This window comes from Streptomyces sp. PA03-3a, from assembly GCF_033792735.1.
GTDB lineage: Bacteria > Actinomycetota > Actinomycetes > Streptomycetales > Streptomycetaceae > Actinacidiphila.
In genome coordinates, this window is record NZ_JARAVM010000021.1 from 73,630 (window position 1) to 99,525 (window position 25,896).

Below are 25,896 nucleotides of genomic sequence, written 5' to 3' on the forward strand. Positions count from 1 at the left end.
CCTCCAGGATCAGGTCTTGTTGCGGAACCTCGCCACCGCCAGCGGCGCGCTGATCACCGTGATGCCCACGGCCCACATCACCGTCATCATCGCCGAGTGCGCGACGGCGCCGCCGTTGATCAGGTTGCGGGAGGCGTCCGCGAGGTTGGACAGCGGGTTGTAGCGGGTGAAGGCCTCCAGCCAGCCCGGCATGGTCGTGGGCTTGGCGAAGATCGAGCTCCCGAACTGCAGCGGCAGGACGACGATCATGGCGAGTCCCTGGACGGACTGGGGGGTCCGGGCGACCAGACCCAGGAGGATGAAGACCCACATCAGCGAGGCCCCGAAGGCGAGCGACAGCACCACCGCGCCCAGCAGCCCGAACACCCCGTTGTCCACGTGCAGTCCGAGGATGAAGCCCATCAGGAGGAGGATCACCGTGGCGACCAGCGCCCGGCCGATCTCCACCACGATCTTCGCGATCAGCACGGAGGAACGGGCGATCGGCATCGTCCTGAACCGGTCCATCACCCCGGTCTTGAAGTCCGAGTTGACGCCCGTGCCGACCGCCATGGCGATGTTCATGCCCATCATGGCCATCAGGCCGGGCACCATGTAGTTGACGTACTTCTCCTGGCTGCCCTCGAGCGCGCCGCCGAAGACGTACACGAACAGCAGCGTGAACACGATCGGCATCAGCAGCGCGTCGAACATCGACTCCGGGTCCTGCCGGATCTGCAGGACGTTGCGCCGCACGAGGGCGCCGATGTGCCGGAGGTTGGCGCGCAGCCCGATCCGCGGATCGGCGGTCGCGGCCCTGGTGTCCCCCACGGGGACGGTGACGGCGGTCATGCCGCGAGCTCCTCTCGCTCCTGGGTGCCGCTGCCGCGCGTGACGGCCAGGAACACCTCGTCCAGGCTGGGCAGATGGGTGTCGATACCGGCGATGGCGAAGCCCTGTGCGCCGAGCGCGGCCACGGTCTCCGTCAGCTGCTCGTCGCTGAGGATCGGCACGTTGAGCACGCCGCCCGCGTGGTCCGCGACGGCCTGCGCGCCCTTGCCGAGCGCCGCCGCCATCGCGTCGAGCACCCCGGGGTCCACCGGCCGCACCTGCAGCGTCCGGCCGCCGACCTTCGCCTTCAGCTCCTCGACCCGGCCCCCGGCGATCACCCGGCCGCGGTCGATGACCGTCAGCTCGTGCGCGAGCTTCTCGGCCTCCTCCATGTACTGCGTGGTCAGCAGCACGGTCGTGCCGTCCGCGACCATGTTCTGCACCTCGTCCCACACCTCGTTGCGGGTGCGGGGGTCCAGACCGGTGGTGGGCTCGTCCAGGTACAGCACCGCCGGGCGCCCGATCATCGACGCCGCCAGGTCCAGGCGCCGGCGCATGCCTCCCGAGTACTCCTTGGCCGGCTTGCGGGCGGCGTCCGTCAGCGAGAACCGCTCCAGCAACTCGTCCGCCCTTCCGCGGGCGTCCCGCCGGGACAGGTCCAGCAGCCGGCCGATCATGTAGAGGTTCTCGCGGCCCGACAGCGACTCGTCGACCGAGGCGTACTGCCCGGTCAGCCCGATCACCCGGCGCAGTTGCCGGGGCTGCGCCACCACGTCGTACCCGGCCACCGTCGCCGTGCCGGCGTCCGGCCGGATCAGCGTGGACAGGATCCGCACCAGCGTCGTCTTCCCGGCGCCGTTCGGCCCCAGTACGCCGAGCACGGTCCCCTGCCGCACGTCCAGGTCCACCCCGTCGAGGGCCTTCGTCTCCCCGTAGCGCTTCACGAGCCCCCGCACCCTGACGGCGGTGTCCGCGCTCTTGGCATCTCGTTGTGTCATGACGCCACGGTCGCGTGTGTCGCCGACACGGCGCCGACATATCGCTGACAGCCCCACCGACATGGTGCCGACACCTCGGCGAACGCCGGAGGGGGGACGCGAACCGCGTCCCCCCTCCCGGCACCGGTCCCGCAGGGCTCAGGTGGTGACCGACACCAGCCGCTGCCCCTGGGACGTGACGACGTCGAAGCGGGAGATGTCGTCCGGCTGCATCCCCGCCGACCCGTCCAGCGTGAGCGGGTTGGGCTGGTCGGAGGTGCCGTAGCCGGCCGTCGGGACACTCCAGGTGCCGACCGTCTGCTGGGAGCCGTCCTTTCCGACGACGACCAGGCGGCAGGTCAGCGGGCCCTGGACCCCGGCGAGGGTGAGGCCGACCTCGCTGCCCCACTTCTTCTCGTTGATACCGACCGTCGCCTTGACGCCCGTGGAGTTGTCGGTGCCCTTGAACTGCTCCGCGTACACCCTGGCCTGCACGTCGTCCGAGCCGCCGGAGGCCAGCACCGCGACGGTGGGGGCCGCCACGATCAGCGCCACGGAGGCGGCGAGTGCGAACATCCTGCGCCGGGCGCGGGTCTTGCGCTCGTCGGAGACCTTGCCGAGCAGACGCCCGAGCACCTTGTCGCCGCTGGGCGGGACGGGTGCGCCGGCGCCGGCGGGGGCGAGTTCGGCGAGCACCGGCACGAGGCCGCTCAACTCGTCGAGCTGCTGCCCGCACTGGTGGCAGATGGCGAGGTGCTGCTCGAAGCGCGCCATGTCGGCGTCGTCGAGCACGCCGAGGACGTAGGCCCCGACGTCGACATGCGGGTCGTGGGGGGTACCTGCCCCGGAGCCGTAACCGTAGACCGTCACGAGGTGGTCACACCCCTTTCCTCAAGAGCGATTTTCAGGGAGCGGAGGGCGTAGAAGACGCGGGAGCGCACGGTGCCGGGCGGTACCCCCAGCGCCGCCGCGGCCTCGTTGACCGTCCGGCCCTTGAAGTACGTTTCGATCAGCACCTGGCGGTGGGCCTCGGTGAGATCATCCAGTGCGTCGGAGATCGTCATCAGCCTCAGGGAGCGTTCGAGTTCGTCCTCGGCCGGGAGCTGGTCGAGGGCGGCCGGCGAGGCCTCCGGGGGCCGTGCCTGACGGCTGCGGTGGCCGTCGATCACGATCCGCCGGGCGACCGTCACCAACCAGGGCCGCAGGGAACGGGCGCCCGGGTCGAGCCGGGACGCGCTCTTCCACGCGCGCAGCAGGGTCTCCTGCACGACGTCCTCGGCCAGGTAGCGGTCACCGCCGACCAGCCGAAGAACGTAGGCGAAGAGCGCACCCGCGTGTTCGCGGTAGAGCGCCCGCATGAGGTCCTCTTCGGGGACCCCACCTGAGCGATGGTCGGCCACGAGCGCATCCTGCCCTACTGATCGCTGGGGGTCGAGTCCTCTCAATGCCTGCTGTCCCATCAGTACCCGTCTGACCCGTTCTCGGTGGAGGCGCTCTTCGGCTGCGCGGGCGCCCCGGCCTTCTCGCCGTCCGGGGTGGCCGCGTACCAGGTGCGGTTCGCGCCCTGGCCCTTGGTGTCGCCCGGGTTCTTGTCGCCCGCGAAGTGGTAGAGCGGCATTCCGTTGAGCGTGAGCTGCATCGTGCCGTCGGGGCGCTTCACGCTGCCCACCAGGTTCTGGTCCACGCCCTGCACCTGGGTGTCCGAGACCGCGGCGGCCGGCTGCCACTGGGTCGCGCACTCGCCGGTGCAGGTCGAGGTCGGCGGGTTGGGCTTGTCCTGCTCGAAGCGGTACAGCACCCAGCCCTTCTCGTCGGTGACCAGCTTGCCGAGCTGGGCGTTGTCGACGGTCCGGAGGCCGGGTGCGGGTGCGGGCTGCGACGCCTGGATCGCGCCCACCGGGGGACTGGCATGGTCGACGCCCGCGTTGCAGGCGGTGGCGACGATCAGCGCGGCGGAGGCGAATGCCCCCGCCCCCACTGACCGGCGCAACTTCGGAACGTTCATGCCAAGGCCCCCGGCAGTGTCTCGTCGGTGCTCCGCCCCTGGTGGGCGGTTGCCAACTCATACGGAGGCGAGGGGCGGTGTACTCAACGTCCTCAGAAAAAACTTCCGCCCCGGGGAGGGGGTGCCCGGGGCGGAAGCCGGCGGTGGGTCGCACCGCCTCAGGGGGAAGTCGCGCGTGGCGCCGCGACAGGTCGTCGGGAGATCAGTGGAAGCTGTGCTCCGGGGCCGGGTAGGCGCCGCCCACGACGTCCTCGGCGAAGGCCTTCGCGGCACCGCCGAGGGTCTCGCGCAGCGCCGCGTACTGCTTGACGAAGCGCGGCACCCGGCCGCCGGTCATTCCCGCGAAGTCCGTCCAGACCAGCACCTGGGCGTCGCACTCCACGCCCGCTCCGATGCCGACCGTCGGGATGTGCAGGATGCGGGTGACCTCCGCGGCCAGCTCGGCGGGGACCAGCTCCAGCACGACGGCGAAGGCGCCCGCGTTCTGCACGGCCTTCGCGTCGCGCAGCAGCTGCTGGGCGGCCTCCTCGCCGCGGCCCTGGACCGGGTAGCCGCCGAAGGCGTTGACCGACTGCGGGGTGAGGCCGATGTGGGCCATCACGGGGATGCCGGCCTGGACCAGCAGCTCGATCTGCTGGGCGGAGCGCTCGCCGCCCTCCAGCTTCACGGCGCCGACCCCGGCCTCCTTGACCAGCCGGGTCGCGCTGCGCAGCGCCTGCGTCGGACCCTCCTGGTACGAGCCGAACGGCAGGTCGCCGATGACCATCGCGCGCTTGGTGCCGCGCACGACGGCGGCGGACAGCATCGTCATCTCGTCCAGCGTGACCGGGACGGTGCTCTCGTAGCCGAGGTGACAGTTGCCCATCGAGTCGCCGACCAGCAGCACGGGGATGCCGGCCTCGTCGAAGACGGAGGCGGTCATGGCGTCGTAGGCGGTGAGCATGGGCCACTTCTCGCCGCGCTCCTTGGCGGCGGCGATGTCCCGGACGGTGATCCGCCGTGTCCCCTTGCCGCCGTACAGCGCCTTGCTGCTGTCGGGAGCGGGCTGGGCGGGCGTCTGGGCAGCCGGAACGGCATGCGTCATTGCAACGGCTCCTTGTGTCATCTCGAGGCGCCCTCACGGCGTCCCCGGACCGCTTCCATGCTGACACGCGCCGCCGTTCGCGCAAAGGGGGCGGCCGCCGCTCCCCCTTTTGCCGAGGTTTTACAATACGAAACGGTCCCGTATCGGAAATCGGGTCTACCTTGGCCGCATGCCCGTCGACACAGCGCAGCCGCCGAGCCCCGGAGTCCCGGAGGCGGTCCACCGCCGCCGCTGGGGGATCCTGACCGTCCTGCTGTTCAGCCTCCTCGTGGTGGTCCTGGACAACTCGATCCTCAACGTCGCGATGAAGACGATCGCCGAGCCCGCCCCGACAGGCCTGGGCGCCACCCAGAGCCAGCTGGAGTGGGCGATCAACTCCTACACGCTGGTCTTCGCCGGCCTGCTGTTCACCGCGGGCCTGCTCGGCGACCGCCTCGGCCGCAAGAAGGTGCTGCTCTTCGGCATGGCCGTCTTCGGCGTCGGCTCGGTGCTGTCGGCCTTCGCCGGCTCCTCCGGCGAGCTGATCGCCTTCCGCGCGGTCATGGGCTTCGGCGGCGCCTTCGTGATGCCCGCCACGCTCGCCATCATCATCAACGTCTTCGAGCGGGAGGAGCAGCCCAAGGCGATCGGCATATGGACCGGTGCCGTGGGCCTCGCGATAGCCATCGGCCCGGTCACCGGCGGCCTGCTCCTCGAGCACTTCTGGTGGGGCTCGGTCTTCCTGGTGAACGTGCCGATCATCGCCGTCGCCCTCGTCGCGATGGTGCTCCTCGTCCCCGACTCGCGCGACCCGCGGCCGGGACGGCTCGACCCCATCGGTGTGATGCTCTCCATCGTCGGCCTGGTGCTGCTGGTGTACGGAATCATCAAGGGCGGCCAGCTCGCGGACTTCACCGCCCCCACGGCCCTGGCGCCCGTCGTCGGCGGCCTCGCGGTGCTCGGCGCCTTCGTCTGGCACGAGGCCCGCAGCAGCCACCCCGCGTTCGACGTCTCCTACTTCCGCAACCCGACCTTCTCCGCCTCGGTCTCCGCGATCGGCCTGGTCTTCTTCGCGCTCATGGGCGTGACCTTCTTCATGGTCTTCTACACCCAGAGCGTGCGCGGCTACACCGCCCTGGAGTCCGGTCTCCTGCTGCTCCCGCTCGCCCTCGCCCAGCTCGTCTTCGCCCCCCGCGCCCGGCTGGTCGTCGACCGCGTCGGCGCCCGCGCCACGTGCGCCACGGGGCTCGCGCTCATAGCGCTCAGCTTCCTCGGCTTCCGTCTCCTCGACGCCGACAGCCCGATCTGGCTGCTGGAGGTGCTGTTCTTCCTGATGGGCACCGCCATGGCCCACGTGATGCCGCCCGCGACCGTCGCCATCATGTCCTCCCTGCCGCGCGAGAAGGCCGGCTCCGGCTCCGCCGTCAACAACACCTTCCGGCAGGTCGGCGGCGCACTCGGCGTTGCGGTCCTCGGCTCGCTGATGTCGACGGTCTACCGTGACGGCATCGCGGACCATCTGACGGGCCTCCCCGCCGGGGTGCAGCACCAGGCCGGCGAGTCCATCGAGGCCACGCGCGCCGTGGCCGAGGGCATGGGCCCCGCGGGCAAGGCGCTGATCGCCCCGGCCACGGACGCCTTCCTCGACGCCATGCACGTCACCGCCTACGTCGCGAGCGGTGTCGCGCTGCTCGGCATGCTCGTCGTCCTGTTCTTCCTGCCCGGCAGGACCTCCGGGGCGCGCCCCGCGGGCGGGGAGGAACGCGAGGCCAGCCCGGTGGGGGCGGAGCGGTGACCGACACCCGTGCGGAGACGGAACCGTGCGACGGGACGCCGCCCGGCCCCTCCCCGCGCGTCGCACGCGGCCGCCCGCGCAGCGCCGCCGCCGACACCGCGATCATCGAGGCCGTCCTCAGCCTGCTGGAGGAGGGCGCGACGATGGCGGAACTGTCGATGGAGCGCATCGCCCGCGCCGCCGGGGTCGGCAAGGCCACCGTCTACCGGCGCTGGGCGGGCAAGAACGCGCTGATGCTGGACGTCATGAAGTCCGTCGACGAGCAGACGCCGCGGCTCGCCGGCCGCTCGGTCCGTGACGACCTGGTCACCTGCGTCGAGTTCATACGGCGCAGAGCCCTGGTCAAGCGTTCCTCCGCCCTGCTGCGCAACGTCATCGCCCAGGCCCAGAACGAGCCGGAACTGTGGGCCGCCTACCACGACACCGTCATCGCGGCCCGGCGCGCGCAGGTCGGCGAGGTCCTGCGGCGCGGCGTCCGCAGCGGCGAACTCCGCGCGGACATCGACCCGGAACTCCTCGGCGACCTCTTCCTCGGCCCCATGCTGTCCCGCTCGATGCTGCGCCCCGACGCGGCGCTGCCGGAGGGGCTGTCCGAGCTGATCGTCGACGCGGTGCTGCAGGGTGTCCGCGCCGGGAACTGAACGCGTCAGGGAACAGGGGGGAATGTCCTGGTTCTGTCACAGGGCGCCCCGTACGCGGCCCGGTGGGGAACCCGTCGCCCGGCGAGTCCCGTCCTCCGGGCGTCGATCCCCTATGGTCGACTGAGCACCTGGCAAGACAGTGAGGACTCTCCCCATGGCTCAGGCGTACGACGCGGACGTGACCACCGACAGCGGTGACAAGCCGCAGGGTTCGGGTGCGAACGGACGTTTCGGGCGCTTCCGGCGGTACTGGGCGTTCGGCGACGGCATGTGGCGGCGGGGGATCGTCACGGCCGTACTGGCCGTCGCCATCACCGTGGTGATGGCCTTTCACGGAGCGGTGCCCAACCGGGTTGGCAACCTGGGCAGCCTGCTGGAGACCTTCCTGCCGTGGCTCGGGCTCGTGCTCCCGGTGCTGCTGGCGGTCGGCCTGCTGCGGCGCTCGGCCACCGCGCTGATCGCCGTCCTGCTGCCGGCCGTGGTGTGGCTGCACTTCTTCGGCGGGCTCCTCACGGACAAGCACAGCGACGGCGGCGACCTCACCGTGGTGACGCACAACGTCAACGCCGACAACCCCGACCCCGCCCGCACCGCCCAGGCCCTCGTCGGCTCCGGGGCCGACCTCGTCGCGCTGGAGGAGATCCCCGCCGGGAAGGCCGCCGTCTACGAGTCGGGCCTGAAGGCCCGCTACCCGTACCACGCCAGGCTGGGCACCGTCGGCCTGTGGAGCCGGTACCCGCTCAGCCAGGTGCGGCCGGTGGACATCCGGCTCGGCTGGGTCCGCGCCCTGCGCGCCACCGCCACCACCCCGCACGGGAAGGTCGCGGTGTACGTGGCCCATCTGCCCTCGGTGCGGGTCAAGTTCAACGCGGGCTTCACCGCCGGCGAGCGCGACCGCAGCGCCGACGCGCTCGGCGAGGCCGTGGCGGACGAGAAGGTGCCCGACGTGATCCTCATGGGCGACCTCAACGGCACGATGAACGACCGCGCGCTCGCCAACATCACCTCCCAGATGCGCTCCACGCAGGGCGCCGCGGGCGACGGCTTCGGTTTCAGCTGGCCGGCCGGCTTCCCGACCGCCCGCATCGACCAGATCCTCGTCAGGGGCGCGGAGCCGACCGACTCGTGGGTCCTGCCCGCGACGGGCAGCGACCACCGGCCGGTGGCCGCGAAGGTAGCACTCCCGTAACGAGTTCTTCGCCCACGGGAAGAACGGGCCGGGCAGACTTTGTTCCGCAGTTAAACTTATAGTTGCTCGCAACCCTGCCCCGGAAAGGCCTGTCATGCCTCTCGCCCTGCTCGCACTGGCGATCAGCGCATTCGGCATCGGTACGACGGAGTTCGTGATGATGGGCCTGCTGCCCGACGTCGCGGACGACCTGCACACCTCCATTCCGACCGCCGGTTACCTCGTCTCCGGCTACGCCCTCGGCGTCGTCATAGGCGCCCCCCTCCTCGCCGCGATCACCACGCGGATGCCGCGCAAGGCCCTGCTGCTCTCCCTCATGGCCCTGTTCACCGTCGGCAACACCCTCTCCGCACTCGCCCCCGGCTTCGGCTGGCTGCTCGCCGGCCGCGTGCTGTCCGGACTCCCGCACGGCGCCTTCTTCGGCGTCGGCGCCGTCGTCGCCGCGAGCATGGTCGACCCCGCGCGCAAGGCCCGTGCGGTCTCCCTGATGATCGCCGGCCTCACCATCGCGAACATCGTGGGCGTCCCCGCCGCCACCCTCCTCGGCCAGCACCTCGGGTGGCGCGCCACCTTCCTCACCGTCGGCGTCATCGGCCTCGTCGCCATCGCCGGCATCGCCCTGCTCGTCCCCCGCATCCCACTCGCCCCGGGCGGCGGACTGCGCCGGGAGCTGTCGGCCTTCCGCAGCGGGCAGGTCTGGCTGACGCTGGCCACCACGATCTTCGGCTTCGCCGCGGTCTTCGCGGTCTACAGCTACGTCACGCCCATGCTCACGGAGGTCGCCGGCTTCGGGGACGGCAGCGTCACCCTGGTCCTCGCCCTCTTCGGCGTCGGCGCGACGATCGGCAACCTGCTCGGCGGCCGCCTCGCCGACCGCGCCCTGCGGCCCGCCCTCCTCGGCGGGCTCGGCGCGCTCGCGGTCGTCCTGCTGCTGTTCACGGTCACCCTGCACGCCCGCTGGAGCGCGGCGCTCACGGTCGTCCTGCTCGGGATCGCGGCGTTCGCCGCGGGGTCGCCCATGATGATGCTCGTCATGGAGAAGGCCCGGCACGCCCCGGCGCTGGCCTCCGCCGCGAACCAGGCCGCCTTCAACCTGGCCAACGCGGGCGGTGCCTGGCTCGGTGGAGTCGTGCTCGCGCAGGGCCTCGGCTACACCGCCCCGGCGGTGGCGGGCGCGGGGCTGGCGGTCGTCGGGGTGGGGATCGCCACGGCCGGCGGGCTGTGGGAACGGCGCGCGGCGAAGGGTTCCGGGGCGGCGTCGTCCTCGTCCCGGGTCGTCGTCGCTTCCGACGCCGTGGTGCGGCCCGCGGAGCGGGTGGGCTGACGGCGGGGAGCGTCCGCCGTCGCCGGCTGTCCCGCCGTCCCGCGCCCTTCGGGCGCAAACCGGCCGGCTGCGGACGGGAGGGTGGGGCCCGGCCTCCGTCGGCGTGTGCGGTTGGGTGGGTGGCCGGGGTTCAGGCGCCGGAGCGGGGTGCCTTTCCGGTGGCGTGGGTCTCGTTGCCGTCCGCGGGTACAGACGGCCGCTTCCACGCCATCCGAGGGTGGTGGGCGCGCCCGCCGTAGCCCGCGACTGCGGGTGCTTCGGGGTGCTGCCGGGGGCGGGAGGGCGATCGTGCTCGTTTTCGACGGTATGGACGTCGGAAGCGGGCCCGATGTCGGGGGACTCACCCCGCGGACGCCGGTCACGGCGGGCTCGCCACCCACGAAGGTGGGCGTGGTCACCGGCCGGCTGCACCCGCGGACGGCGACGAGACCCCGACCCTACGAACAACCGGCCCCGCTCCGGCCCCTGACCCCAAGCCACCCGCCACCGCAGCCGACGGAGGCCGGGCCCCACCCTCCCATCCGCAGCCGGCATCTGTGTGCCCGAAGGGCGCGAGACGGCGGGAGAGCAGGACATCGGGCATCATCGCCCCCGCGCCGCCCCGGCGCCGGGGCGAACCCGGCCCGAGCGGCGGGCGCCCCAGACCGCGAAGCGCCCGGACGCCACCCGGACCGCCAGCGCGGCGTCACGCGTGCTCGCGCCAGCGGTTCGTGATGGGGAGCCTGCGGTCCTTCCCGAACCCCTTGGCCGAGATCTTCGTCCCCGGCGGGTACTGCCTCCGCTTGTACTCCGCCGTGTCCACCATCCGCAGCACCTTCGCCACCAGCTCCCCGTCGAACCCGGCGGCGACGATCGCCTCGCGCCCCTTGTCCTGGTCGACGTACATCGCCAGCACCCGGTCCAGGACGTCGTAGTCCGGCAGGGAGTCCGTGTCGACCTGGCCGGGACGCAGCTCCGCGCTCGGGGGTTTGGAGATGGAGTTCTCCGGGATCGGCGGGGTCTGGCCCCGCTCCGCCGCGGCCTGGTTGCGCCACTGCGCGAGGCGGAAGACGGTCGTCTTGTAGACGTCCTTGATGGGCCCGTACGCGCCGACCGAGTCGCCGTACAGCGTGGAGTAGCCGACCGCCAGCTCGCTCTTGTTGCCCGGGGCGAGGACGATGTGCCCCTCCTGGTTGGAGATGGCCATCAGCGTCGTGCCGCGCAGCCGGGACTGGAGGTTCTCCTCAGCCAGCCCGGTCAGCCCCAGGGAGCCCATGTAGGCGTCGAACATCGGGCCGATCGGCACGGTGCGGAAGTTCAGGCCGGTGCGCCGGGCCAGCTCGGCGGCGTCGTCCTTGGAGTGGTCGGAGGAGTACCGCGAGGGCATGGAGACGCCGTACACGTTGGCCGCCCCGACGGCGTCGCAGGCGATGGCCGCGACGAGGGCGGAGTCGATGCCGCCGGAGAGGCCGATCAGCACGGAGCGGAAGCCGTTCTTGGCGACGTAGGCCCGCAGGCCGACGACCAGCGCGGTGTAGACCTCCTCGTCGTCGCCCAGCCGCGGGGCCTCGCCGCCGTGCACCTCGGGCTCGTACGCGGGGAGCGGCTCGGCGGAGAGGGTGACGTGCTCGATCTCCAGGCCGTCGTCGGCGATGCCGCCCGGCACCTTGGTGGTGTCCGCGGCGGGCAGGTCGAGGTCGACCAGCACGCAGCCCTCCTCGAACTGCGGGGCCCGGGCGATCACCTCGCCGTCCTCGGAGACGACGATCGAGTCGCCGTCGAAGACGAGCTCGTCCTGTCCGCCGATCATGGCGAGGTAGGCGAGGGTGCAGCCGGCCTCCTGGGCGCGCTTGCGCACCAGGTCGAGGCGGGTGTCGTCCTTGGCGACCTCGTACGGGGAGGCGTTGACGGAGAGCAGCAGCCCGGCGCCGGCGGTGCGGGCGGCGGGCACGCGGCCGCCGTCCTGCCACAGGTCCTCGCAGATGGCGAGAGCGACGTCGACCCCGTGCACCCGGATCACCGGGAGGGTGTCGCCGGGCACGAAGTAGCGGAACTCGTCGAAGACGCCGTAGTTCGGCAGGTGGTGCTTGGCGAACTTGAGTACGACCCTCCCGCCGTGCAGCACGGCCGCCGCGTTGCGCGGCGAGCCGGCGGGCTGGCCGTAGCGGGGCTGGGCCTTCTCACTGCGGTCGAGGTAGCCGACGACCACGGGCAGCTCCCCGAAGCCCTCGGCCGCCAGGCGCTCGGCGAGCGCCTCCAGGGCGGCACGGCTGGCTTCGACGAAGGAGGAGCGCAGCGCGAGGTCCTCCACGGGGTACCCGGTCAGCGCCATCTCCGGGAAGGCCACGAGGTGGGCTCCCTGTTCGGCCGCGTGCCGGGTCCAGCGCACTACCGACTCCGCGTTCCCGGCGAGGTCGCCGACGGTGGAGTCGATCTGATTCAGGGCGAGGCGAAGTTGAGGCACGCCGCCCAGTGTAATCGTCAAATCGACGCGATGTCGTGGGCGGCGCCTGTGGGGTCGCGCACTCGGCCCCCTGGCCGTGGCGGACGGGCCTTTCCGGGGTCGTCCCCCTGTGTCAAGATCGCAAGGGTGCATCACAATGGTGGCGAGGGGTGTCCGGCGGTACCGGCCGCCGCCGAAACAGTCCGGTAATCCCGCGGCGCGATACTGGTCTGGCCCTCGCTCGAGCCGGCACGGACAACAGGCCCCATGACCTGTGAGGTTGGATAGCTATGGATAAGCAGCAGGAGTTCGTGCTCCGCACCCTCGAGGAGCGCGACATCCGATTTGTGCGGCTGTGGTTCACCGACGTGCTGGGTTACCTCAAGTCGGTCGCCGTGGCGCCGGCCGAACTGGAGCAGGCCTTCGACGAGGGCATCGGCTTCGACGGGTCCGCGATCGAGGGCTTCGCCCGGGTGTACGAGTCGGACATGATCGCCAAGCCGGACCCCGGGACCTTCCAGATCCTGCCGTGGCGCGCGGAGGCCCCCGGCACGGCCCGGATGTTCTGCGACATCCTCATGCCGGACGGCTCCCCGTCGTACGCCGACCCCCGCTTCGTCCTCAAGCGGTCCCTGGCCAAGGCCTCCGACCTCGGGTTCACCTTCTACACGCACCCCGAGATCGAGTTCTTCCTGCTCAAGAACCTGCCGCTGGACGGCACCGTGCCGGTGCCCGCCGACAACTCCGGCTACTTCGACCACACCCCGCAGAACGTCGGCCAGGACTTCCGCCGCCAGGCCATCACGATGCTGGAGTCGATGGGCATCTCGGTGGAGTTCTCCCACCACGAGGGCGCCCCCGGCCAGCAGGAGATCGACCTGCGGTACGCGGACGCGCTGTCCACCGCCGACAACATCATGACCTTCCGGCTGGTCATGAAGCAGGTGGCGCTGGAGCAGGGCGTGAACGCCACGTTCATGCCCAAGCCCTTCAGCCAGTATCCCGGCTCCGGCATGCACACCCACCTCTCCCTCTTCGAGGGCGACCGCAACGCCTTCCACGAGTCGGGCGCCGAGTACCGGCTGTCGAAGGTCGGCCGCTCCTTCATCGCGGGCCTGCTCCGGCACGCGGACGAGATCTCCGCGGTCACCAACCAGTGGGTCAACTCGTACAAGCGCATCTGGGGCGGCGCCAACCGCACCGCGGGCGCCGGCGGCGAAGCGCCCTCGTACATCTGCTGGGGCCACAACAACCGGTCCGCGCTCATCCGCGTCCCGATGTACAAGCCCGGCAAGACCGGCTCCACCCGCGTCGAGGTCCGCTCCCTCGACTCGGGCGCCAACCCCTACCTCGCCTACGCCGTCCTCCTGGCGGCGGGCCTGAAGGGCATCGAGGAGGGCTACGAGCTCCCGCCCGGCGCCGACGACGACGTCTGGGCCCTCTCCGACGGCGAGCGCCGCGCGCTCGGCATCCAGCCGCTTCCGCAGAACCTGGGCGAGGCCATCTCCCTCATGGAGCGCAGCGAGCTGGTCGCCGAGACGCTCGGGGAGCATGTCTTCGACTTCTTCCTGCGCAACAAGAAGCAGGAGTGGGAGGAGTACCGCTCCGAGGTCACGGCGTTCGAGCTCCGCAAGAACCTCCCGAACCTGTAGTCGCGGGCCGGCGGGGTCTTCCCGGTACGACGCGATCCGGGCCGGCAGCGCGATGCTGTCGGCCCGGCGTCGTCTCATTCGCCCTGGGCCGTCCGGCGCGGCGCCTGCGGCCTCATAGATGTGACGACGGCCCGGCGTACAGCACGTCACTACGCTCGCGACGTGACTGACCACGGCATTGAGTTCCCAGTCTCCCGACTCCACGTTGTGCCGGCGGTTCTGGCGCTCGCGAGCCCGTCGTGGCAGCGCGATGTGTGGCTGCGGCCGGAGGAGCTCGAAGATCTGGACTACGTGATCCACGTGCTCTTCGACGACTTCTGCGACGCGGACGACCCCGCCCCATGGCTGGGCAGGAGCCTGCGCACGGAGGAGGAAGTCACGCTCATGAGGGAACTGGGCGAGGCTTACTCCCTCGTGCAGGACCAAGTCGGCCACATGGCACCGGACCAGGAATATCTGGATAGTCCGGACTGGGCTCCGGTGATCACGATCGCGGCCAAGCTGGCTCAGGTGATGGTGACCAACGATCTCCAGGCCGCGGTTGTGCTGCATGAGGAACGGTCTCAGCAGGAGTAATTGTCAAGAGCTGTGGAAGGTGCCTCAGCCGGTCCAGGCACCTGCCCGGAGGAAGTCCGGGATGACCGCCCTCAGAGCGTGCGCGTGATCGGTGGACAAGGAGCGGACTTCTGCCACAGCGGCTTCCCTGGTCGTTGAGGCGCGTAGCACCGCGAGTGTGGCGCGTTCGGCCGTGATCTCCCTGTTCTCCCATGGCCCTGGTAGGGGCATGTCCCTGGGGTCGATGATCCGTGTCCCGGTCGGCTCCGGATGGTCAGCGTGTCATCGATGGTCTCGTGCAGTTCCAGAGCGCCACTGCAGGCCCCCCGACCATGTTTCGCCGGGTTCTCGCCGAGATCCGCCCGCAGGGAGTAGGTGAGCACGAGCACGGGGCGCAGTGCCCAGTACGGGCGCTGTTCCTGCTCGCCGGAGTCGTGACGATGATCCCGCGATAACGGACTGACGCCCCTGGCCGGCCCAAGGAACCCTCAGGTCTCGGCGCATCCGGGACCGGACCGTCTGAATCAGGCTCGACTCTCGCCCAGGGCCCGCCACCCGCTCCCTGTCGAGATCGCCGTATGCTCCCAGGTGAAGGTGCTGCTCCGGCCCCACGATCGGGAGGATACGCACACGGTGGCTGATCAGCTGGGGCCGCTTGAGTTCTTCAACGGTGGATGGATCATCGGCGATCCAGCTCGTGATCACCTGCGGTTCAGCCCTGAGGGGCTGGTTCATTGGGTCAACGGGGCTGAGCAGCGTGTCATCCCGTGGGGCCGGATCCTGGAATGGAACCTGTCAGTCGAACCCCCGCGGTCCTCGCATTCCAAGAGATTGCGGCGGACTGCAGCAGTTCTGAGCCTGCTAGGGCATCATTTTCCCCCGGACTGGGGCAGCCCGCGAGTGTTGGTGGCACCCTGCGCCACCCGTACGAATCCTGGAGCGCTGAGTTCACTCACCACACCCGCAAGTACCGCCGACATGACATAGCGGTGCTATGGGACTTCCTGAGCCACATCGCCGAATCCCGCAAGACCGCACGCATGGGCGATCCCGAGTGGGTCGCGATGGCGGTCGCCAAGCTGAGTCGCCAGCCGAAGAGGTACTTCGGTTCCCGGAAGCGAGCCGTACAAGAAACTGTCAACTCCGCCCTACTGCCCCCCGTCCGTGACCCAGCACCCTCGGATCCTGACGGCAGAAGATGACGGCGACAGAGCCGTACGCATGGGGACCGTAGCGGTAACAGGTGGACTGCCTTGAGCCCCTTGGAGTGGGGACGCGGCAACACACAAGTAGTCGAGAACGAACTCTAAAGCGGGTGTCGGACTGTAGTTGAGCACCGTCGCCGGGCCGGCTCTGGGCCGTCGGGTGCGATGTCCGAGGCCTCATAGAGCCTGTCGACGGCCCGGCGTGTCCGTCCCTCGCTGCTCGGCATGAGATGCGTGTAGACGCACGCGAAGTGTGAACCCGCGTAGGCTCTCAGGTCGCCACGCGCACCCGCTCCAAGGCCCACGCCAACCGTGCGGCCGGCACCGCCCATTCAAGAACTGCCCCCGTCGAAGCGACTACGCGCACGATGGCTGTATGAGGACTCACCGACCAGACTTCCCTGCCCTTGGGTCGCCTCGGGTCCGTTGCATCGAGCTCCGTGATCCGGACGACGATTCCACCCATACGGATAAGCGCCGGTGACAGCTGAGCGGTACTGTGCATCCACATTCCGGCTGGCACCCGGGGATGACTCCCTGACAAGACGCGGAGGCCGCACTCGACCTTCCCGTCCTTGGCCAGCCGCTCGCCCCGCTTCTTGAGGATGCGATCCCCGGCCAGCCCTCCCAGCCATCCGCCCAACAAATCCCCCAGCAAGCCGAGCATCGTAAATCGCCCCCTCCGTGCGGTCGTATCGGGAACGTGGACGGTACACAAGATCAGATCAGACTGAACGATCATCCTTCCGAGGCCCACCGCGCGGTACAGCAGCGAAGCAGCGACTCTCGGTAGAGTTTTGAATCAGAAGGTCGCCGTGCCCGTTCTGTGCCCGAGAGGGCGGCAAACCACGGTCAACGACCGCTGCTGGGGCGAACCCAAGCCCAAGGCGCGGTGATTCCCAGGCTCAGGGCTTGAGCTGTCCAGGGCGAAGCGCCGACAGTGGAGGAGCAGGAATCCCAAGTCGTCCCACTGGGTGTCTGACTGCGTTGCAACGGCCCCCGGACCGGGGCGCACAACCACGGACGCTCGCGGATGGTCCGCGCAGGTCGCGGGCGGTTCGGCCGCAGGTCGCACGGTCGCTCGCATTGCTTCGGGACGAAGAGACATACCCGCACCCGCGTTCTGGGACGCTGGGCAGATGCTGACTGAAGACGAAGCCAGAGAAGTCGTTTTGGCCGAGCTCGCACGGCACGCAGAAGCGATCGGCATGGACCTTGCGATCTCCAGGGTTGAATCCGTCTCGTTCGGCTGGGTGTTCTACTGGTGCGCGCGACGGGACATCGGACGCCCCGCCGGCACGCGGCCGAGCCTTGGCGGGAACGCTCCCTTCTTGGTGGATCGGGAGAACGAGCGGTTCGTTCAGAAGGGGACCGGCATACCCATGTCTCAGCAGATCGCTGATTATGAGCGACGGCTGCGGCGCGAGGCTCATGCCCGGAACACGGCAGCGACGCGCGCAAAGCGGCAGGGAAGTGCAGCAACCGACGCGGCTGGTGGCGACCCCGACGGTCTGTGAAGTGACCCAACCGAACGTCGTGCGTCGATCCGGCTCTGGCTACGGATCGGAAGGGTCGGGAGATCCCGTGGGCTTCGAGCGCTTCGGCGTAGCGCTCGAGCTCGGTACCCAGATCGGCATGAAGGAGGCTCGCCACGTGGCGGGCCTCGTCCAGGTCGCCGGGGCGTCACATTGGTGCCTGGGATCGAGCCGGTCGACGGCCCCTGTTGTGGCAGCGTGGACGGCATGACATCCGGAACCGGTACCGACGTCCTGCGCTACACCGCCTTCAGCTCCGAGCCCGCCGGGGGCAATCCGGCGGGCGTCGTCCTCGACGCCTCGGGCCTCGACGAGCCGCGCATGCTCGCCCTCGCCGCCGAAGTCGGCTACTCCGAGACGGCGTTCGTCACGGAAGCGGACCCCGACCGCCGACGGTTCGCCCTGCGCTACTTCAGTCCGCTCGCCGAGGTCGACTTCTGCGGTCACGCGACCGTCGCGACCGCCGTCGCGCTGGCGGAGCGCATCGGGCCCGGTGAGCTGGTCTTCGACACCCCGGCGGGGGAGATCCCCGTGCTGACCGCGGCCGACGGCGAGGGGGCGCTGCACGCCACGCTCACCAGCGTGCCGACCCGGTCCCGCCCCGCTGAGGACGCCGAGCTGGACGCGGCGCTCGCCGCGCTGGGTTGGGAGCGCGGCGAGCTGGACCCCGCGCTGCCGCCGCACGTGGCGTTCGGAGGGGTCCACCACCTGGTGCTCGCCGCCGCCGCCCGGGCCCGGCTGGCGGACCTCGCGTACGACTTCGAGGCCCTCGCCGACGTCATGCGCCGCCACGGGTGGACCACGGTGCACCTGGTCTGGCGGGAGGCCCCGGACCGCTTCCACGCCCGCGACCCCTTCCCGGTGGGCGGGGTCGTCGAGGATCCGGCGACCGGCGCGGCCGCGGCGGCGTTCGGCGGCTACCTGCGGGAGCTGGGCCTGGTGACGGAACCGGGCCGGGTGGCGGTGCGGCAGGGCGAGGACATGGGCCGCCCGAGCGAGCTGCTGGTGGGCGTCGACCCGGGGGACCCGCGGGTGCGGGTGACCGGCCGGGCGGTGGCCCTGGTCACGCCCCCGGTCACGGGGCCCCGGGCTGCCTGATCCAGCCGATGGAGCGCTCGACGGCGCGCTGCCAGTTCTCGTACTCGGCCTCGCGCCGCCCGGGGTCCATGTCGGGCAGCCACTGCCCGGCGCGGTGCCAGTTGTTCCGCAGCACCCTCAGGTCCGGCCAGTAGCCGGAGGCCAGGCCGGCGGCGTAGGCGGCGCCCAGGGACACCGTCTCGGCGACCATCGGGCGGACCACGGGGACGTCGAGGACGTCGGCGATGAACTGCATCAGCAGGTTGTCGGCGGTCATACCGCCGTCGACCTTGAGCTCCTTCAGGCCGATCGAGGAGTCGGCGTTCATGGCGTCGACGACCTCGCGGGTCTGCCAGCCGGTGGCCTCCAGGACGGCCCGGGCCAGGTGCCCCTTGGTGATGTACGAGGTGAGGCCGACGATCACGCCGCGGGCGTCGCTGCGCCAGTGCGGGGCGAAGAGCCCGGAGAAGGCGGGCACGATGTAGCAGCCGCCGTTGTCCTCGACGGTCAGGGCGAGGGTCTCGATCTCCGGGGCGCTGCTGATCAGGCCGAGGCGGTCGCGGAACCACTGCACCAGCGAGCCGGTGACGGCGATCGAGCCCTCCAGGGCGTAGACCGCCGGCTGGTCGTCGATCTTGTACGCGACCGTGGAGAGCAGCCCGTGCCGTGACCTGATCATCGTGGAACCGGTGTTGAGCAGCAGGAAGCTGCCGGTCCCGTAGGTGCACTTCGCGTCGCCGGGGGAGAAGCAGGTCTGGCCGAAGAGAGCCGCCTGCTGGTCCCCGAGGGCGGCGGTGATGCGGACCCCGGGCAGAATGGTCCGGGCCGCGCCGTAGTTCTCGGCGGAGGCGTGGATCTCGGGGAGCATCACGCGGGGGACGCCGAAGAAGTCCAGCAGGTCCTGGTCCCAGGTCAGCGAGCGGATGTTCATCAGCATGGTGCGGCTGGCGTTGGTGGCGTCGGTGATGTGCAGGCCGCCGTCGACCCCGCCCGTGAGATTCCAGATCAGCCAGGTCTCCATCGTCCCGAAGAGCAGTTCCCCGTCGCGGGCGCGCTGCTCCAGCCCTGGCACCTCGTCGAAGAGCCAGCGGATCCGCGGCGCGGAGAAGTAGGTGGAGGGCGGCAGGCAGCAGCGGTCCAGGAAGAAGTCGTCGCCGGGGTCCTTGCGCAGCCGCTCGACGAGCGGCGCGGTACGGGTGTCCTGCCAGACGATGGCCCGGCCCAGCGGTACGCCCGTGCTCGGGTCCCACAGCACCGTCGTCTCGCGTTGGTTGGCGATCCCGATCGCGGCGACCTCGTCCGCCGCGATCTCGGCGGAGGACAGCGCCTGCGGCACGATGCGCTCCAGGTTCCGCCAGATCTCCAGGGCGTCGTGCTCGACCCAGCCGGGCCGGGGGAAGTGCTGCTGGTGCTCGCGCTGGGCGACCGACACCAGGCGGCCCCGGTGGTCGAAGAGGATGCATCGGGTGGAGGTGGTGCCCTGGTCGATGGACATCACATACCGTTCAACCATGATCGGGGCCTGCTTTCCGATGCTTTCCCATGCTTTCCTATGTCTTCCGCTGTTTTCCTCGCGTTCGCGGTGCCCTCGTGTTCCTCGTGTTCCTCGTGTTTTCTGTGCTCCTCGTGCTTCTTGTGCTCCTCGTGCCCACCGTGTCCGGAGCGCGGGCGGGCCTCACCATCGGGCGGCGCCGAGGTCCCTGGAGATCGCCCGGGCGGCCTCCCGGAGCAGCGTGACCAGGGACGCCTGAGGGCGGCTCCTGGTGTCGCAGATCCGCTCGACCGGGCCCGACAGGCCGATCGCGCCCACGACGAGGCCGCCCGAGCTGCGGATCGGCGCCGCGACCCCGGCCTCGCCCATCGACATCTCCTGGACCTCCGCCGCCCAGCCCTGCTCGCGGATCTCGGCGAGCGCGCGGCTCAGGTCATCCGGGACCACCAGGGTGTGCCGCGTGTACGCCTCCAGTTCCTCCTTCAGCAGCGGCTCCAGCGGCGCCGCCCCGTACGCCAGCAGGATCTTGCCGAGCGAGGAGGCGTGCAGCGGCAGCAGGGCGCCGACGTCGAGCGTCTGGAGGCTGTCGTCGGGCCGGAAGACGTGGTGGACGACGAGGACCTGGCCCTCCAGCGGGGTGCCGAGGCGTACCGCCTCGCCGCTGCGGGCGGCCAGCGCGTCGGCCCAGTTGATCGAACGGGACCGCAGCTCGTTGACGTCGAGGTAGCTGGTGCCCAGGTGCAGCAGGGCCGCCCCGAGCTGGTACTTCCCGGTCGCCGGGTCCTGCTCGACGAAGTCCACGTGCTGGAGGGTGCGCAGGATCCCGTGCGCGGTGCCCTTCGCGAGTCCGAGGGAGGCGGCCACTTCGCCCAGCCCGAGCCGGCGGGGACCGCCGGCCAGGAGCCTGAGGATCGCCGCCGCCCGTTCGATGGACTGCAGCGGGCCGGCCATACGTCGATGCTATCCCCGGCAACCTCGATGGGCATCAGCGCGTTTCCGCAGGTCGTTCGGCCTATGAGGGCGGCGTTCGACAATGGCGACCCCGATTCATTGACCCGCGATGTCCCGTCTCGGAAGCTTTCGTGCAGGTCCGGGAGTCCACCCGGCGGGATTTCCCTGGGAGGAGGACACCATGGCGGCAGAGCCCGAGACGATGCCGCAGCGCGAGGATGTGCACGTCTGCGCGCTGTCGCACATCCCAGGCGCCCTGTCCGTGGTGCGCCGGCGGGTGCGGGGCGTGCTGGCGGAGTGGGAGCTGTGCCCGGAGGTCGCCGAGGACGCGCTGCTGGTGATCTCCGAGCTGACCACCAACGCCATCGTGCACGCCGACGGCCCCGCCTCCCTGCGCATCTGCTGGACGGACGTCGACGGGCGCAGCGCCCTGCACATCGAGGTGACCGACTCGGGCCCGTCGGCCCGGCCATGCATGCCGGGGGGATCCACCGACCCCGACGAGCACGGCCGGGGTCTCGGCATCGTGGGCGCCCTCTCGACCCGGCACGGCATCCGTGCCGACCGCGCCGGGTTCACCCGCTGGGCGGACCTGGTCACCGCCTGAGCCGCAGCAGGCGGGGCAGACCGCCGCCCGGGCCCGGGGCGGGCGGCGGGTCGTTCCGCGCGGCACGCCGCAGACGGGCTTACGGTGCCGCTCATGGCACTGAGCATTCGCAACCAGATCGACGGCAAGGTCGCCTCGGTGGTCCCGGGCGAGGTGATGGCCGTGGTCACGGTCCGACTCGACGGCGGGGGACCGGACTTCACTGCGGCCGTGACGGCCGAGGCCGTGCGGGAGCTCGGCATCATCCCCGGCGGCGGGGTGACGGTGCTGATCAAGGCGACGGAGGTGTCCCTGGCGACGGCCCCGGTGCAGGGCATCAGCATCCGCAACCGCATCCCCGGGACCGTCGCCGGAGTGGCGTCGGGGGAGGCCATGGCGAGCGTGCGGGTCGCGTTCGGGGGCGGCCGTGAGCTGACGGCCGTGATCACCCGTGAGGCCCTCGACGAGCTGGGCGTCGCCGAGGGCGCCCAGGTCGTCGCGCTGGTCAAGGCGACCGACGTGTCGCTGGCGACCTGAGGGCGGGGCCCCGGCCGGGGCCGGGCAGGGCCTGTCCGAGGTAGGCGGGAGCGAGCGCCGCCGTCATCATGCGGCGGGCCGTGCCGGTGCCGTCGGCGGGCACCGTCCACAGGTCCGCGCCGAAGTCCCCGGCGAGGGCGTAGACGACCGTGTGGTCGTCGCGCCAGACGACCTGGTCGTCGACGCTGCGCCGCTCGGCGAGCGGGGTCTCGCGCATGGTGGCCAGGTCCAGGACGTACAGCCGCCAGGGCGCGTCGGGGGACAGGCCCGCGACGCGCTTCTTGAAGACCAGCCGGGTGCCGTCGGGTGAGAGCGAGGGGCACTCGACGTTGCCGCGCAGCGTCCGGACGGAGCGGGCCGCGACGTCGCCGCGGACGAGGTAGGTGCGGCCGCCGGTGCCCAGGGTGGCGTAGAAGTGGGTGTCGTCGGAGAAGGTCACGCCCCAGAAGTTGACGTCGGCGGCGTGGTAGGGCCGGCCGTCCCGGATGATCCGGAAGTCCTCGAGGTTCGCGACGAGGGCCCAGGTACGGGTGTCGAGGACGGAGGTACGGGTGGAGAAGTTCGTGCCCGCGTAGGAGTCGCCCCCGACGAACACCGTCCAGGCGGCCATGCGCCCGCTGGGCGACACCCGGGCCCGGGTCGGGATGCCCGCGAGGGGGAAGTGGCGCAGCTCGTGCAGCCGGGCGTCGAGCACGACGGCGCGGTAGGTGTCCTGGACGGCGCCCTTGACCGACTGCAGGCAGATGCCGGTGCCCGCGGCCGCGTAGAAGCGCAGGCACTTGACGTCGGAGGCGGTGCGCGCCGCCGTGGGGCTGCCGGCCGGGACGGTGGCGAGCTCGTCCCGGTGCGGGCCCCACGCCATGTTGCGGAACACCATGCGGGGTGTGTCCGGAGCCAGCGTCACCGACCCCGCCGTGACCGCGGGGCCGCCCGCCTGCGGGCGGTCCTTCTCCGCCGCGCGGTCGGCGGCGCGCAGCACGGACACGGCGGCGACCGCGGCCAGCGCCGCCACGGCGGCGAGCAGCACGAACAGACGGCTGCGGGTGTTCATGGGGGGCCTTTCCTCGGGGGGTCACTTGCTCTGCGCGGGACGCAGGTACACGGCGCAGACCGCGCACACCGTCAGCGCCAGCGCGGCGGTGGTGAGGGCCGTGCGGTCGCCCCAGGCGGTCCAGGCCGCGCCGAAGGCCAGGGAGGCGGCGAAGCGGGCCGTGGCCTGCCCGGTCTGGACGAGGGCGAGCCCGGCGCCGCGCAGCTCGTCGGGTACGGCGGTGGACGCGGCGGCCATCAGCACCCCGTCCGTGGCGGCGTAGAAGGCGCCGTGCAGCAGCAGGACGGCGTACGCCGGGCCGTGCGCGAGCAGCAGCCCGTACGCGGCGAGCAGGGCGACGTGCCCCGCCAGGAACATCCGCCAGCGGCCCACGCGGTCGGCCAGCCGTCCCAGCGGCAGCGCGAGCAGCAGGAAGGCCGCCGCGGTGCCCAGGGGGAGCAGCGCGAACCAGCGGTCGGGGACGCCGAGGCGGTGCTGGAGCAGCAGGTAGACGAAGGAGTCGCTGACCGTCGACAGGCCCAGCAGCGTCGCGCAGACCGTGAGCCGCCGCACGTCCCGGCGGCGCAGCAGCGCCAGGGACGCCCGCAGCGAGGGCGCGGCGGGCGAGTCCGCGGACGCGGGGGCGGGGGCGGTGGCGGGAGCCCCGCCGCGGCCGCCCGGTACGAAGAGCAGCAGCACCAGCACGCCCAGGGCGGCCACGCAGGAGCTCACCGTGAAGACGGCGTCGTACCCCTCGGCGGCCTGCCGCAGGATGAGGAACGCGACCAGCGGTCCCAGCAGCGCCCCGGCGGTGTCCATGGCGCGGTGCACGCCGAAGGCCCGTCCGCGCGTCTCCGGCGCCGAGGACAGCGAGATCAGCGCGTCTCGTGGTGCGGTGCGCAGCCCCTTGCCGGTCCGGTCGACCGCGAGGACGGCACCGATCAGGGGCAGGCTGTGGACCAGGAGCAGCGCGGGCTTGCACACCGCCGACAGTCCGTACCCGACGGCGGCCACGGCCTTGTGCCGGCCGCCGCCCCGGTCGGCGAGGTGGCCGCCGACCAGCCGCACCAGCGCGCTGAAGCCGTTGTAGACGCCGTCGAGCAGGCCGAAGCCGAGCGGGGAGAGCCCGAGCCCGGCGACCAGGTAGAGGGGGAGCACCGCGGTGACCATCTCCGACGAGACGTCGGTGATCAGGCTGACGGTGCCCAGGACGAGGACGGTGGGGGCGACGGCGGTGGCCCGGGGTCCGGGACGCGACGCGTCCCGGACCTCGGTGCCGGCTCCGCCGCGGCTGTCCGCGACGTACACCGGCCTCAGCTCGCCCAGATACCGGTGATGTCCGAGGCGGAGGCGGCGTTGCCGGCGTGCGTGCCGAGACCCGCCAGGTCCTCCAGCGTACGGAGCATGTTGTAGTGGTTGTAGGTCGTCGCGGACGACGAACCAGCCTTGACCGGCTGGCCGTACAGCACGGTCGCGATGCGGTTGCCGCTCAGCCGGTTGTCCTCGTCGAAGGTGACGACGAGCAGGCTGTTGTGGGTCTTCGCCCAGGTCGCGTACGCGCCCAGCTTGTTCTTCAGCCAGGTGTCACCGGTGGAGACCGAGCAGTCGTGCATGTCGCTGCACAGGTTCGGCACCACGAAGGAGACCTTCGGCAGGGTGGTGAAGTCCGTCGGGAACTGCGCGAAGGTCTTCGCCGTCGACGTCGGGACGTTGCTGAACGCGAACCACGGGTTGTGCTTTCGGGCGTACGTGCCGCTGCTGCAGGTGGTCGAACCCTGGCTGGGCAGCGTCTCGTTGTAGCTGGCCCAGCTCTTGCCCGCGGCGATCAGCTCGGAGGCGAGGTTGGGCTTGGAGCTGAAGCCGGGGGTGTAGCAGCCGTCGTCGGTGACGCCCTGGTTGCCGCCCGAGAAGATCTGCATGTAGTTGGGCTGGCTCGGGTGGGTGAGACCGTACGACTGCGTCAGGCTGGCGCCGCCGGCCTTCAGCGTGTTGTTGATGTAAGGGGCGCTGGAGCTGCCGATGACCTGGTTGTAGGCGTGGTTCTCGAACATCACCACGACCACGTGGTCGGGGTTCGGCACGCTGCCGGCCGCGTGGGCGGTCTCGGAGCCGCCGAGCCCGGCCCACAGGCCGAGGGAGGCGGCGGCGACGCCGAGGGCGGAAGCGAGGGCGGTGACGGAGCGGCGGGGGCGGGGCAGGGACCAGCCGGACACGGCGGACCTCCGGAAAGCGGGGGACGGGGGAGTGGTGCCGCGCCAGGTTAGGAGGGGGCCGTGGACGTCCGAAGCGCCGCGGAAATGAAGGTCAGGGGAACGGTGCGTACGTTCTGGATCTTGAGGTCAAGGGCAGGTAAAAGGGCCCCGAAGCGCGGTGGGTTCGGGTCGGCGTGTGTGTGACGCGCTGTCAACTACCTTTCGCAAAAGGGGGTTTGTCGGCATGCAAGAGGATTGCCGGAGCGTGCGCTCGTGGCCTCGAGCGCGGGGTGCCTTCGGTCACCGCGCAGGAGGTTGCGGGGGAAGCGGGAGAAGCTGTCGTCGGAGCCGCCGCGCCGCAGGTGGCCCGGCCGAAGGCGCCCTCCGCCACCGACCGTTGACCGCGACCACCGGCAGTTCGACGGGGAACTGCGCCTACGATGCTTTTGGCCCCAGGAGACCGTCACCGCCGACGGGAAGGTCATCGAGCGGAGCGTCTACGACGGCTTCGACCACGTTGTCGAGTCCCAGAGACACGTTCTCGACCCGCTGGACCACACCGGGACGACGGAGGACGGCGCGACCCAGGCGGAATATGTTCAATGGGGCCCTAGCCGATATGACGCCTTCGGCGGAGGCACTCCCATCAGCCGCCTCGAACTGGACGGGCACCAGCTCGTCGAGTGTGCTTCGGTTATGTGCACCTGCGAAGGCGGAACGAAGGCTTGGCCTCTCGGCCGAAAACGCCGACGACTTGGTACTTCGAGATTGCGGGTGAGAAGGCGGAGGTCTTCTATACGTCTGGTCCTAACTTCCACCATGGGTACCTCGGGCGCGCTGCCGGAGTTACGGGAGAGG

22 protein-coding genes are annotated in these 25,896 nt (G+C 71.0%); 10 read left to right on the forward strand and 12 right to left on the reverse strand.

Annotation, left to right across the window (positions count from 1 at the left end; translation table 11 throughout):
* Positions 1–9 precede the first annotated feature (9 nt).
* From PV342_RS24605 to panB, 6 genes are all read right to left on the reverse strand, one after another.
* Positions 10–831, reverse strand: coding sequence for an ABC transporter permease (locus PV342_RS24605; protein ID WP_500318697.1), 822 nt, complete (start codon positions 829–831; stop codon positions 10–12).
* On the reverse strand, positions 828–1,808 hold the full coding sequence (locus PV342_RS24610; protein WP_329188249.1) for an ATP-binding cassette domain-containing protein: 981 nt from the start codon (positions 1,806–1,808) through the stop codon (positions 828–830). Before PV342_RS24610 ends, PV342_RS24605 begins: the two co-directional genes overlap by 4 nt.
* 138 nt (positions 1,809–1,946) lie before the next feature.
* On the reverse strand, positions 1,947–2,657 hold the full coding sequence (locus tag PV342_RS24615) for an anti-sigma factor family protein (RefSeq protein ID WP_354795057.1): 711 nt from the start codon (positions 2,655–2,657) through the stop codon (positions 1,947–1,949).
* Positions 2,654–3,247, reverse strand: a complete 594-nt coding sequence (locus PV342_RS24620; protein ID WP_089221762.1) for a sigma-70 family RNA polymerase sigma factor — start codon at positions 3,245–3,247, stop codon at positions 2,654–2,656. Before PV342_RS24620 ends, PV342_RS24615 begins: the two co-directional genes overlap by 4 nt.
* Complete coding sequence (locus PV342_RS24625) at positions 3,247–3,777, reverse strand: hypothetical protein (RefSeq protein WP_391577293.1); 531 nt, start codon at positions 3,775–3,777, stop codon at positions 3,247–3,249. Before PV342_RS24625 ends, PV342_RS24620 begins: the two co-directional genes overlap by 1 nt.
* 217 nt (positions 3,778–3,994) lie before the next feature.
* Complete coding sequence (panB, locus tag PV342_RS24630; protein WP_018556940.1) at positions 3,995–4,876, reverse strand: 3-methyl-2-oxobutanoate hydroxymethyltransferase; 882 nt, start codon at positions 4,874–4,876, stop codon at positions 3,995–3,997.
* 169 nt (positions 4,877–5,045) lie between these two features.
* Between panB and PV342_RS24635 the strand changes: the two genes are divergently transcribed.
* The 4 genes from PV342_RS24635 (at position 5,046) to PV342_RS24650 (ending at position 9,804) form a co-directional block, all read left to right on the forward strand.
* Positions 5,046–6,650 carry an MFS transporter gene (locus PV342_RS24635; RefSeq protein WP_400802002.1) on the forward strand — a complete coding sequence of 535 codons (1,605 nt, stop codon included), beginning with the start codon at positions 5,046–5,048 and terminating at the stop codon, positions 6,648–6,650.
* On the forward strand, positions 6,647–7,291 hold the full coding sequence (locus tag PV342_RS24640; protein ID WP_400802000.1) for a TetR/AcrR family transcriptional regulator: 645 nt from the start codon (positions 6,647–6,649) through the stop codon (positions 7,289–7,291). The genes PV342_RS24635 and PV342_RS24640 overlap by 4 nt, the downstream gene beginning before the upstream one ends.
* Before the next feature lie 268 nt (positions 7,292–7,559).
* Positions 7,560–8,480: an endonuclease/exonuclease/phosphatase family protein gene (locus PV342_RS24645; RefSeq protein WP_392604812.1), complete on the forward strand. Its 921-nt coding sequence runs from the start codon at positions 7,560–7,562 to the stop codon at positions 8,478–8,480.
* A gap of 94 nt (positions 8,481–8,574) precedes the next feature.
* Positions 8,575–9,804 carry an MFS transporter gene (locus PV342_RS24650; protein ID WP_400801998.1) on the forward strand — a complete coding sequence of 410 codons (1,230 nt, stop codon included), beginning with the start codon at positions 8,575–8,577 and terminating at the stop codon, positions 9,802–9,804.
* A gap of 685 nt (positions 9,805–10,489) precedes the next feature.
* Here the strand turns inward: PV342_RS24650 and PV342_RS24655 are convergent.
* Positions 10,490–12,247: an NAD+ synthase gene (locus PV342_RS24655; protein WP_386988955.1), complete on the reverse strand. Its 1,758-nt coding sequence runs from the start codon at positions 12,245–12,247 to the stop codon at positions 10,490–10,492.
* A 269-nt stretch (positions 12,248–12,516) separates the two neighbouring features.
* Here PV342_RS24655 and glnA2 point away from each other — a divergent pair, with 269 nt between their 5' ends.
* From glnA2 to PV342_RS24675, 4 genes are all read left to right on the forward strand, one after another.
* On the forward strand, positions 12,517–13,878 hold the full coding sequence (gene glnA2 / locus PV342_RS24660; RefSeq protein WP_018556946.1) for a gamma-glutamylpolyamine synthetase GlnA2: 1,362 nt from the start codon (positions 12,517–12,519) through the stop codon (positions 13,876–13,878).
* A 162-nt stretch (positions 13,879–14,040) separates the two neighbouring features.
* Complete coding sequence (locus PV342_RS24665) at positions 14,041–14,454, forward strand: SCO4402 family protein (protein WP_400801995.1); 414 nt, start codon at positions 14,041–14,043, stop codon at positions 14,452–14,454.
* Positions 14,455–16,777: 2,323 nt separating this feature from the next.
* On the forward strand, positions 16,778–17,155 hold the full coding sequence (locus PV342_RS24670; protein WP_400801993.1) for a hypothetical protein: 378 nt from the start codon (positions 16,778–16,780) through the stop codon (positions 17,153–17,155).
* A gap of 225 nt (positions 17,156–17,380) precedes the next feature.
* Positions 17,381–18,271 carry a PhzF family phenazine biosynthesis isomerase gene (locus PV342_RS24675; protein ID WP_400801991.1) on the forward strand — a complete coding sequence of 297 codons (891 nt, stop codon included), beginning with the start codon at positions 17,381–17,383 and terminating at the stop codon, positions 18,269–18,271.
* On the opposite strand, the gene glpK is transcribed toward PV342_RS24675, so the two are convergent.
* Positions 18,249–19,763, reverse strand: a complete 1,515-nt coding sequence (glpK, locus tag PV342_RS24680; RefSeq protein WP_400801989.1) for a glycerol kinase GlpK — start codon at positions 19,761–19,763, stop codon at positions 18,249–18,251. The genes PV342_RS24675 and glpK overlap by 23 nt on opposite strands.
* Positions 19,764–19,925: 162 nt before the next feature.
* Positions 19,926–20,693, reverse strand: a complete 768-nt coding sequence (locus PV342_RS24685; protein ID WP_386988963.1) for an IclR family transcriptional regulator — start codon at positions 20,691–20,693, stop codon at positions 19,926–19,928.
* A gap of 181 nt (positions 20,694–20,874) precedes the next feature.
* Between PV342_RS24685 and PV342_RS24690 the strand changes: the two genes are divergently transcribed.
* Both PV342_RS24690 and PV342_RS24695 read left to right on the forward strand, forming a co-directional pair.
* On the forward strand, positions 20,875–21,300 hold the full coding sequence (locus tag PV342_RS24690; protein WP_018556952.1) for an ATP-binding protein: 426 nt from the start codon (positions 20,875–20,877) through the stop codon (positions 21,298–21,300).
* Positions 21,301–21,393: 93 nt separating this feature from the next.
* Positions 21,394–21,816 carry a TOBE domain-containing protein gene (locus PV342_RS24695; protein ID WP_386988968.1) on the forward strand — a complete coding sequence of 141 codons (423 nt, stop codon included), beginning with the start codon at positions 21,394–21,396 and terminating at the stop codon, positions 21,814–21,816.
* Here PV342_RS24695 and PV342_RS24700 read toward each other — a convergent pair.
* The 3 genes from PV342_RS24700 to PV342_RS24710 are packed head-to-tail and all read right to left on the reverse strand — an operon-like array spanning position 21,785 to position 25,059.
* On the reverse strand, positions 21,785–22,867 hold the full coding sequence (locus PV342_RS24700) for a TolB family protein (RefSeq protein ID WP_400801986.1): 1,083 nt from the start codon (positions 22,865–22,867) through the stop codon (positions 21,785–21,787). The two genes, PV342_RS24695 and PV342_RS24700, sit on opposite strands and share 32 nt — an antisense overlap.
* A 21-nt stretch (positions 22,868–22,888) precedes the next feature.
* Positions 22,889–24,154 carry an MFS transporter gene (locus PV342_RS24705; RefSeq protein ID WP_500318698.1) on the reverse strand — a complete coding sequence of 422 codons (1,266 nt, stop codon included), beginning with the start codon at positions 24,152–24,154 and terminating at the stop codon, positions 22,889–22,891.
* A gap of 5 nt (positions 24,155–24,159) precedes the next feature.
* Positions 24,160–25,059, reverse strand: coding sequence for an alkaline phosphatase family protein (locus PV342_RS24710; RefSeq protein ID WP_500318699.1), 900 nt, complete (start codon positions 25,057–25,059; stop codon positions 24,160–24,162).
* Between the last annotated feature and the right edge of the window lie 837 nt (positions 25,060–25,896).

Coding starts and splice junctions, on each gene's coding strand:
- PV342_RS24635 (WP_400802002.1), top strand. CDS start 5,046: ATGCCCGTCGACACAGCGCAGCCGCCGAGCCCCGGAGTCCCGGAGGCG.
- PV342_RS24620 (WP_089221762.1), bottom strand. CDS start 3,247: ATGGGACAGCAGGCATTGAGAGGACTCGACCCCCAGCGATCAGTAGGG.
- PV342_RS24690 (WP_018556952.1), top strand. CDS start 20,875: ATGGCGGCAGAGCCCGAGACGATGCCGCAGCGCGAGGATGTGCACGTC.
- PV342_RS24670 (WP_400801993.1), top strand. CDS start 16,778: ATGCTGACTGAAGACGAAGCCAGAGAAGTCGTTTTGGCCGAGCTCGCA.
- glpK (WP_400801989.1), bottom strand. CDS start 19,763: ATGGTTGAACGGTATGTGATGTCCATCGACCAGGGCACCACCTCCACC.
- panB (WP_018556940.1), bottom strand. CDS start 4,876: ATGACGCATGCCGTTCCGGCTGCCCAGACGCCCGCCCAGCCCGCTCCC.
- PV342_RS24700 (WP_400801986.1), bottom strand. CDS start 22,867: ATGAACACCCGCAGCCGTCTGTTCGTGCTGCTCGCCGCCGTGGCGGCG.
- PV342_RS24610 (WP_329188249.1), bottom strand. CDS start 1,808: ATGACACAACGAGATGCCAAGAGCGCGGACACCGCCGTCAGGGTGCGG.
- glnA2 (WP_018556946.1), top strand. CDS start 12,517: ATGGATAAGCAGCAGGAGTTCGTGCTCCGCACCCTCGAGGAGCGCGAC.
- PV342_RS24605 (WP_500318697.1), bottom strand. CDS start 831: ATGACCGCCGTCACCGTCCCCGTGGGGGACACCAGGGCCGCGACCGCC.
- PV342_RS24695 (WP_386988968.1), top strand. CDS start 21,394: ATGGCACTGAGCATTCGCAACCAGATCGACGGCAAGGTCGCCTCGGTG.
- PV342_RS24645 (WP_392604812.1), top strand. CDS start 7,560: ATGTGGCGGCGGGGGATCGTCACGGCCGTACTGGCCGTCGCCATCACC.
- PV342_RS24685 (WP_386988963.1), bottom strand. CDS start 20,693: ATGGCCGGCCCGCTGCAGTCCATCGAACGGGCGGCGGCGATCCTCAGG.
- PV342_RS24675 (WP_400801991.1), top strand. CDS start 17,381: ATGACATCCGGAACCGGTACCGACGTCCTGCGCTACACCGCCTTCAGC.
- PV342_RS24650 (WP_400801998.1), top strand. CDS start 8,575: ATGCCTCTCGCCCTGCTCGCACTGGCGATCAGCGCATTCGGCATCGGT.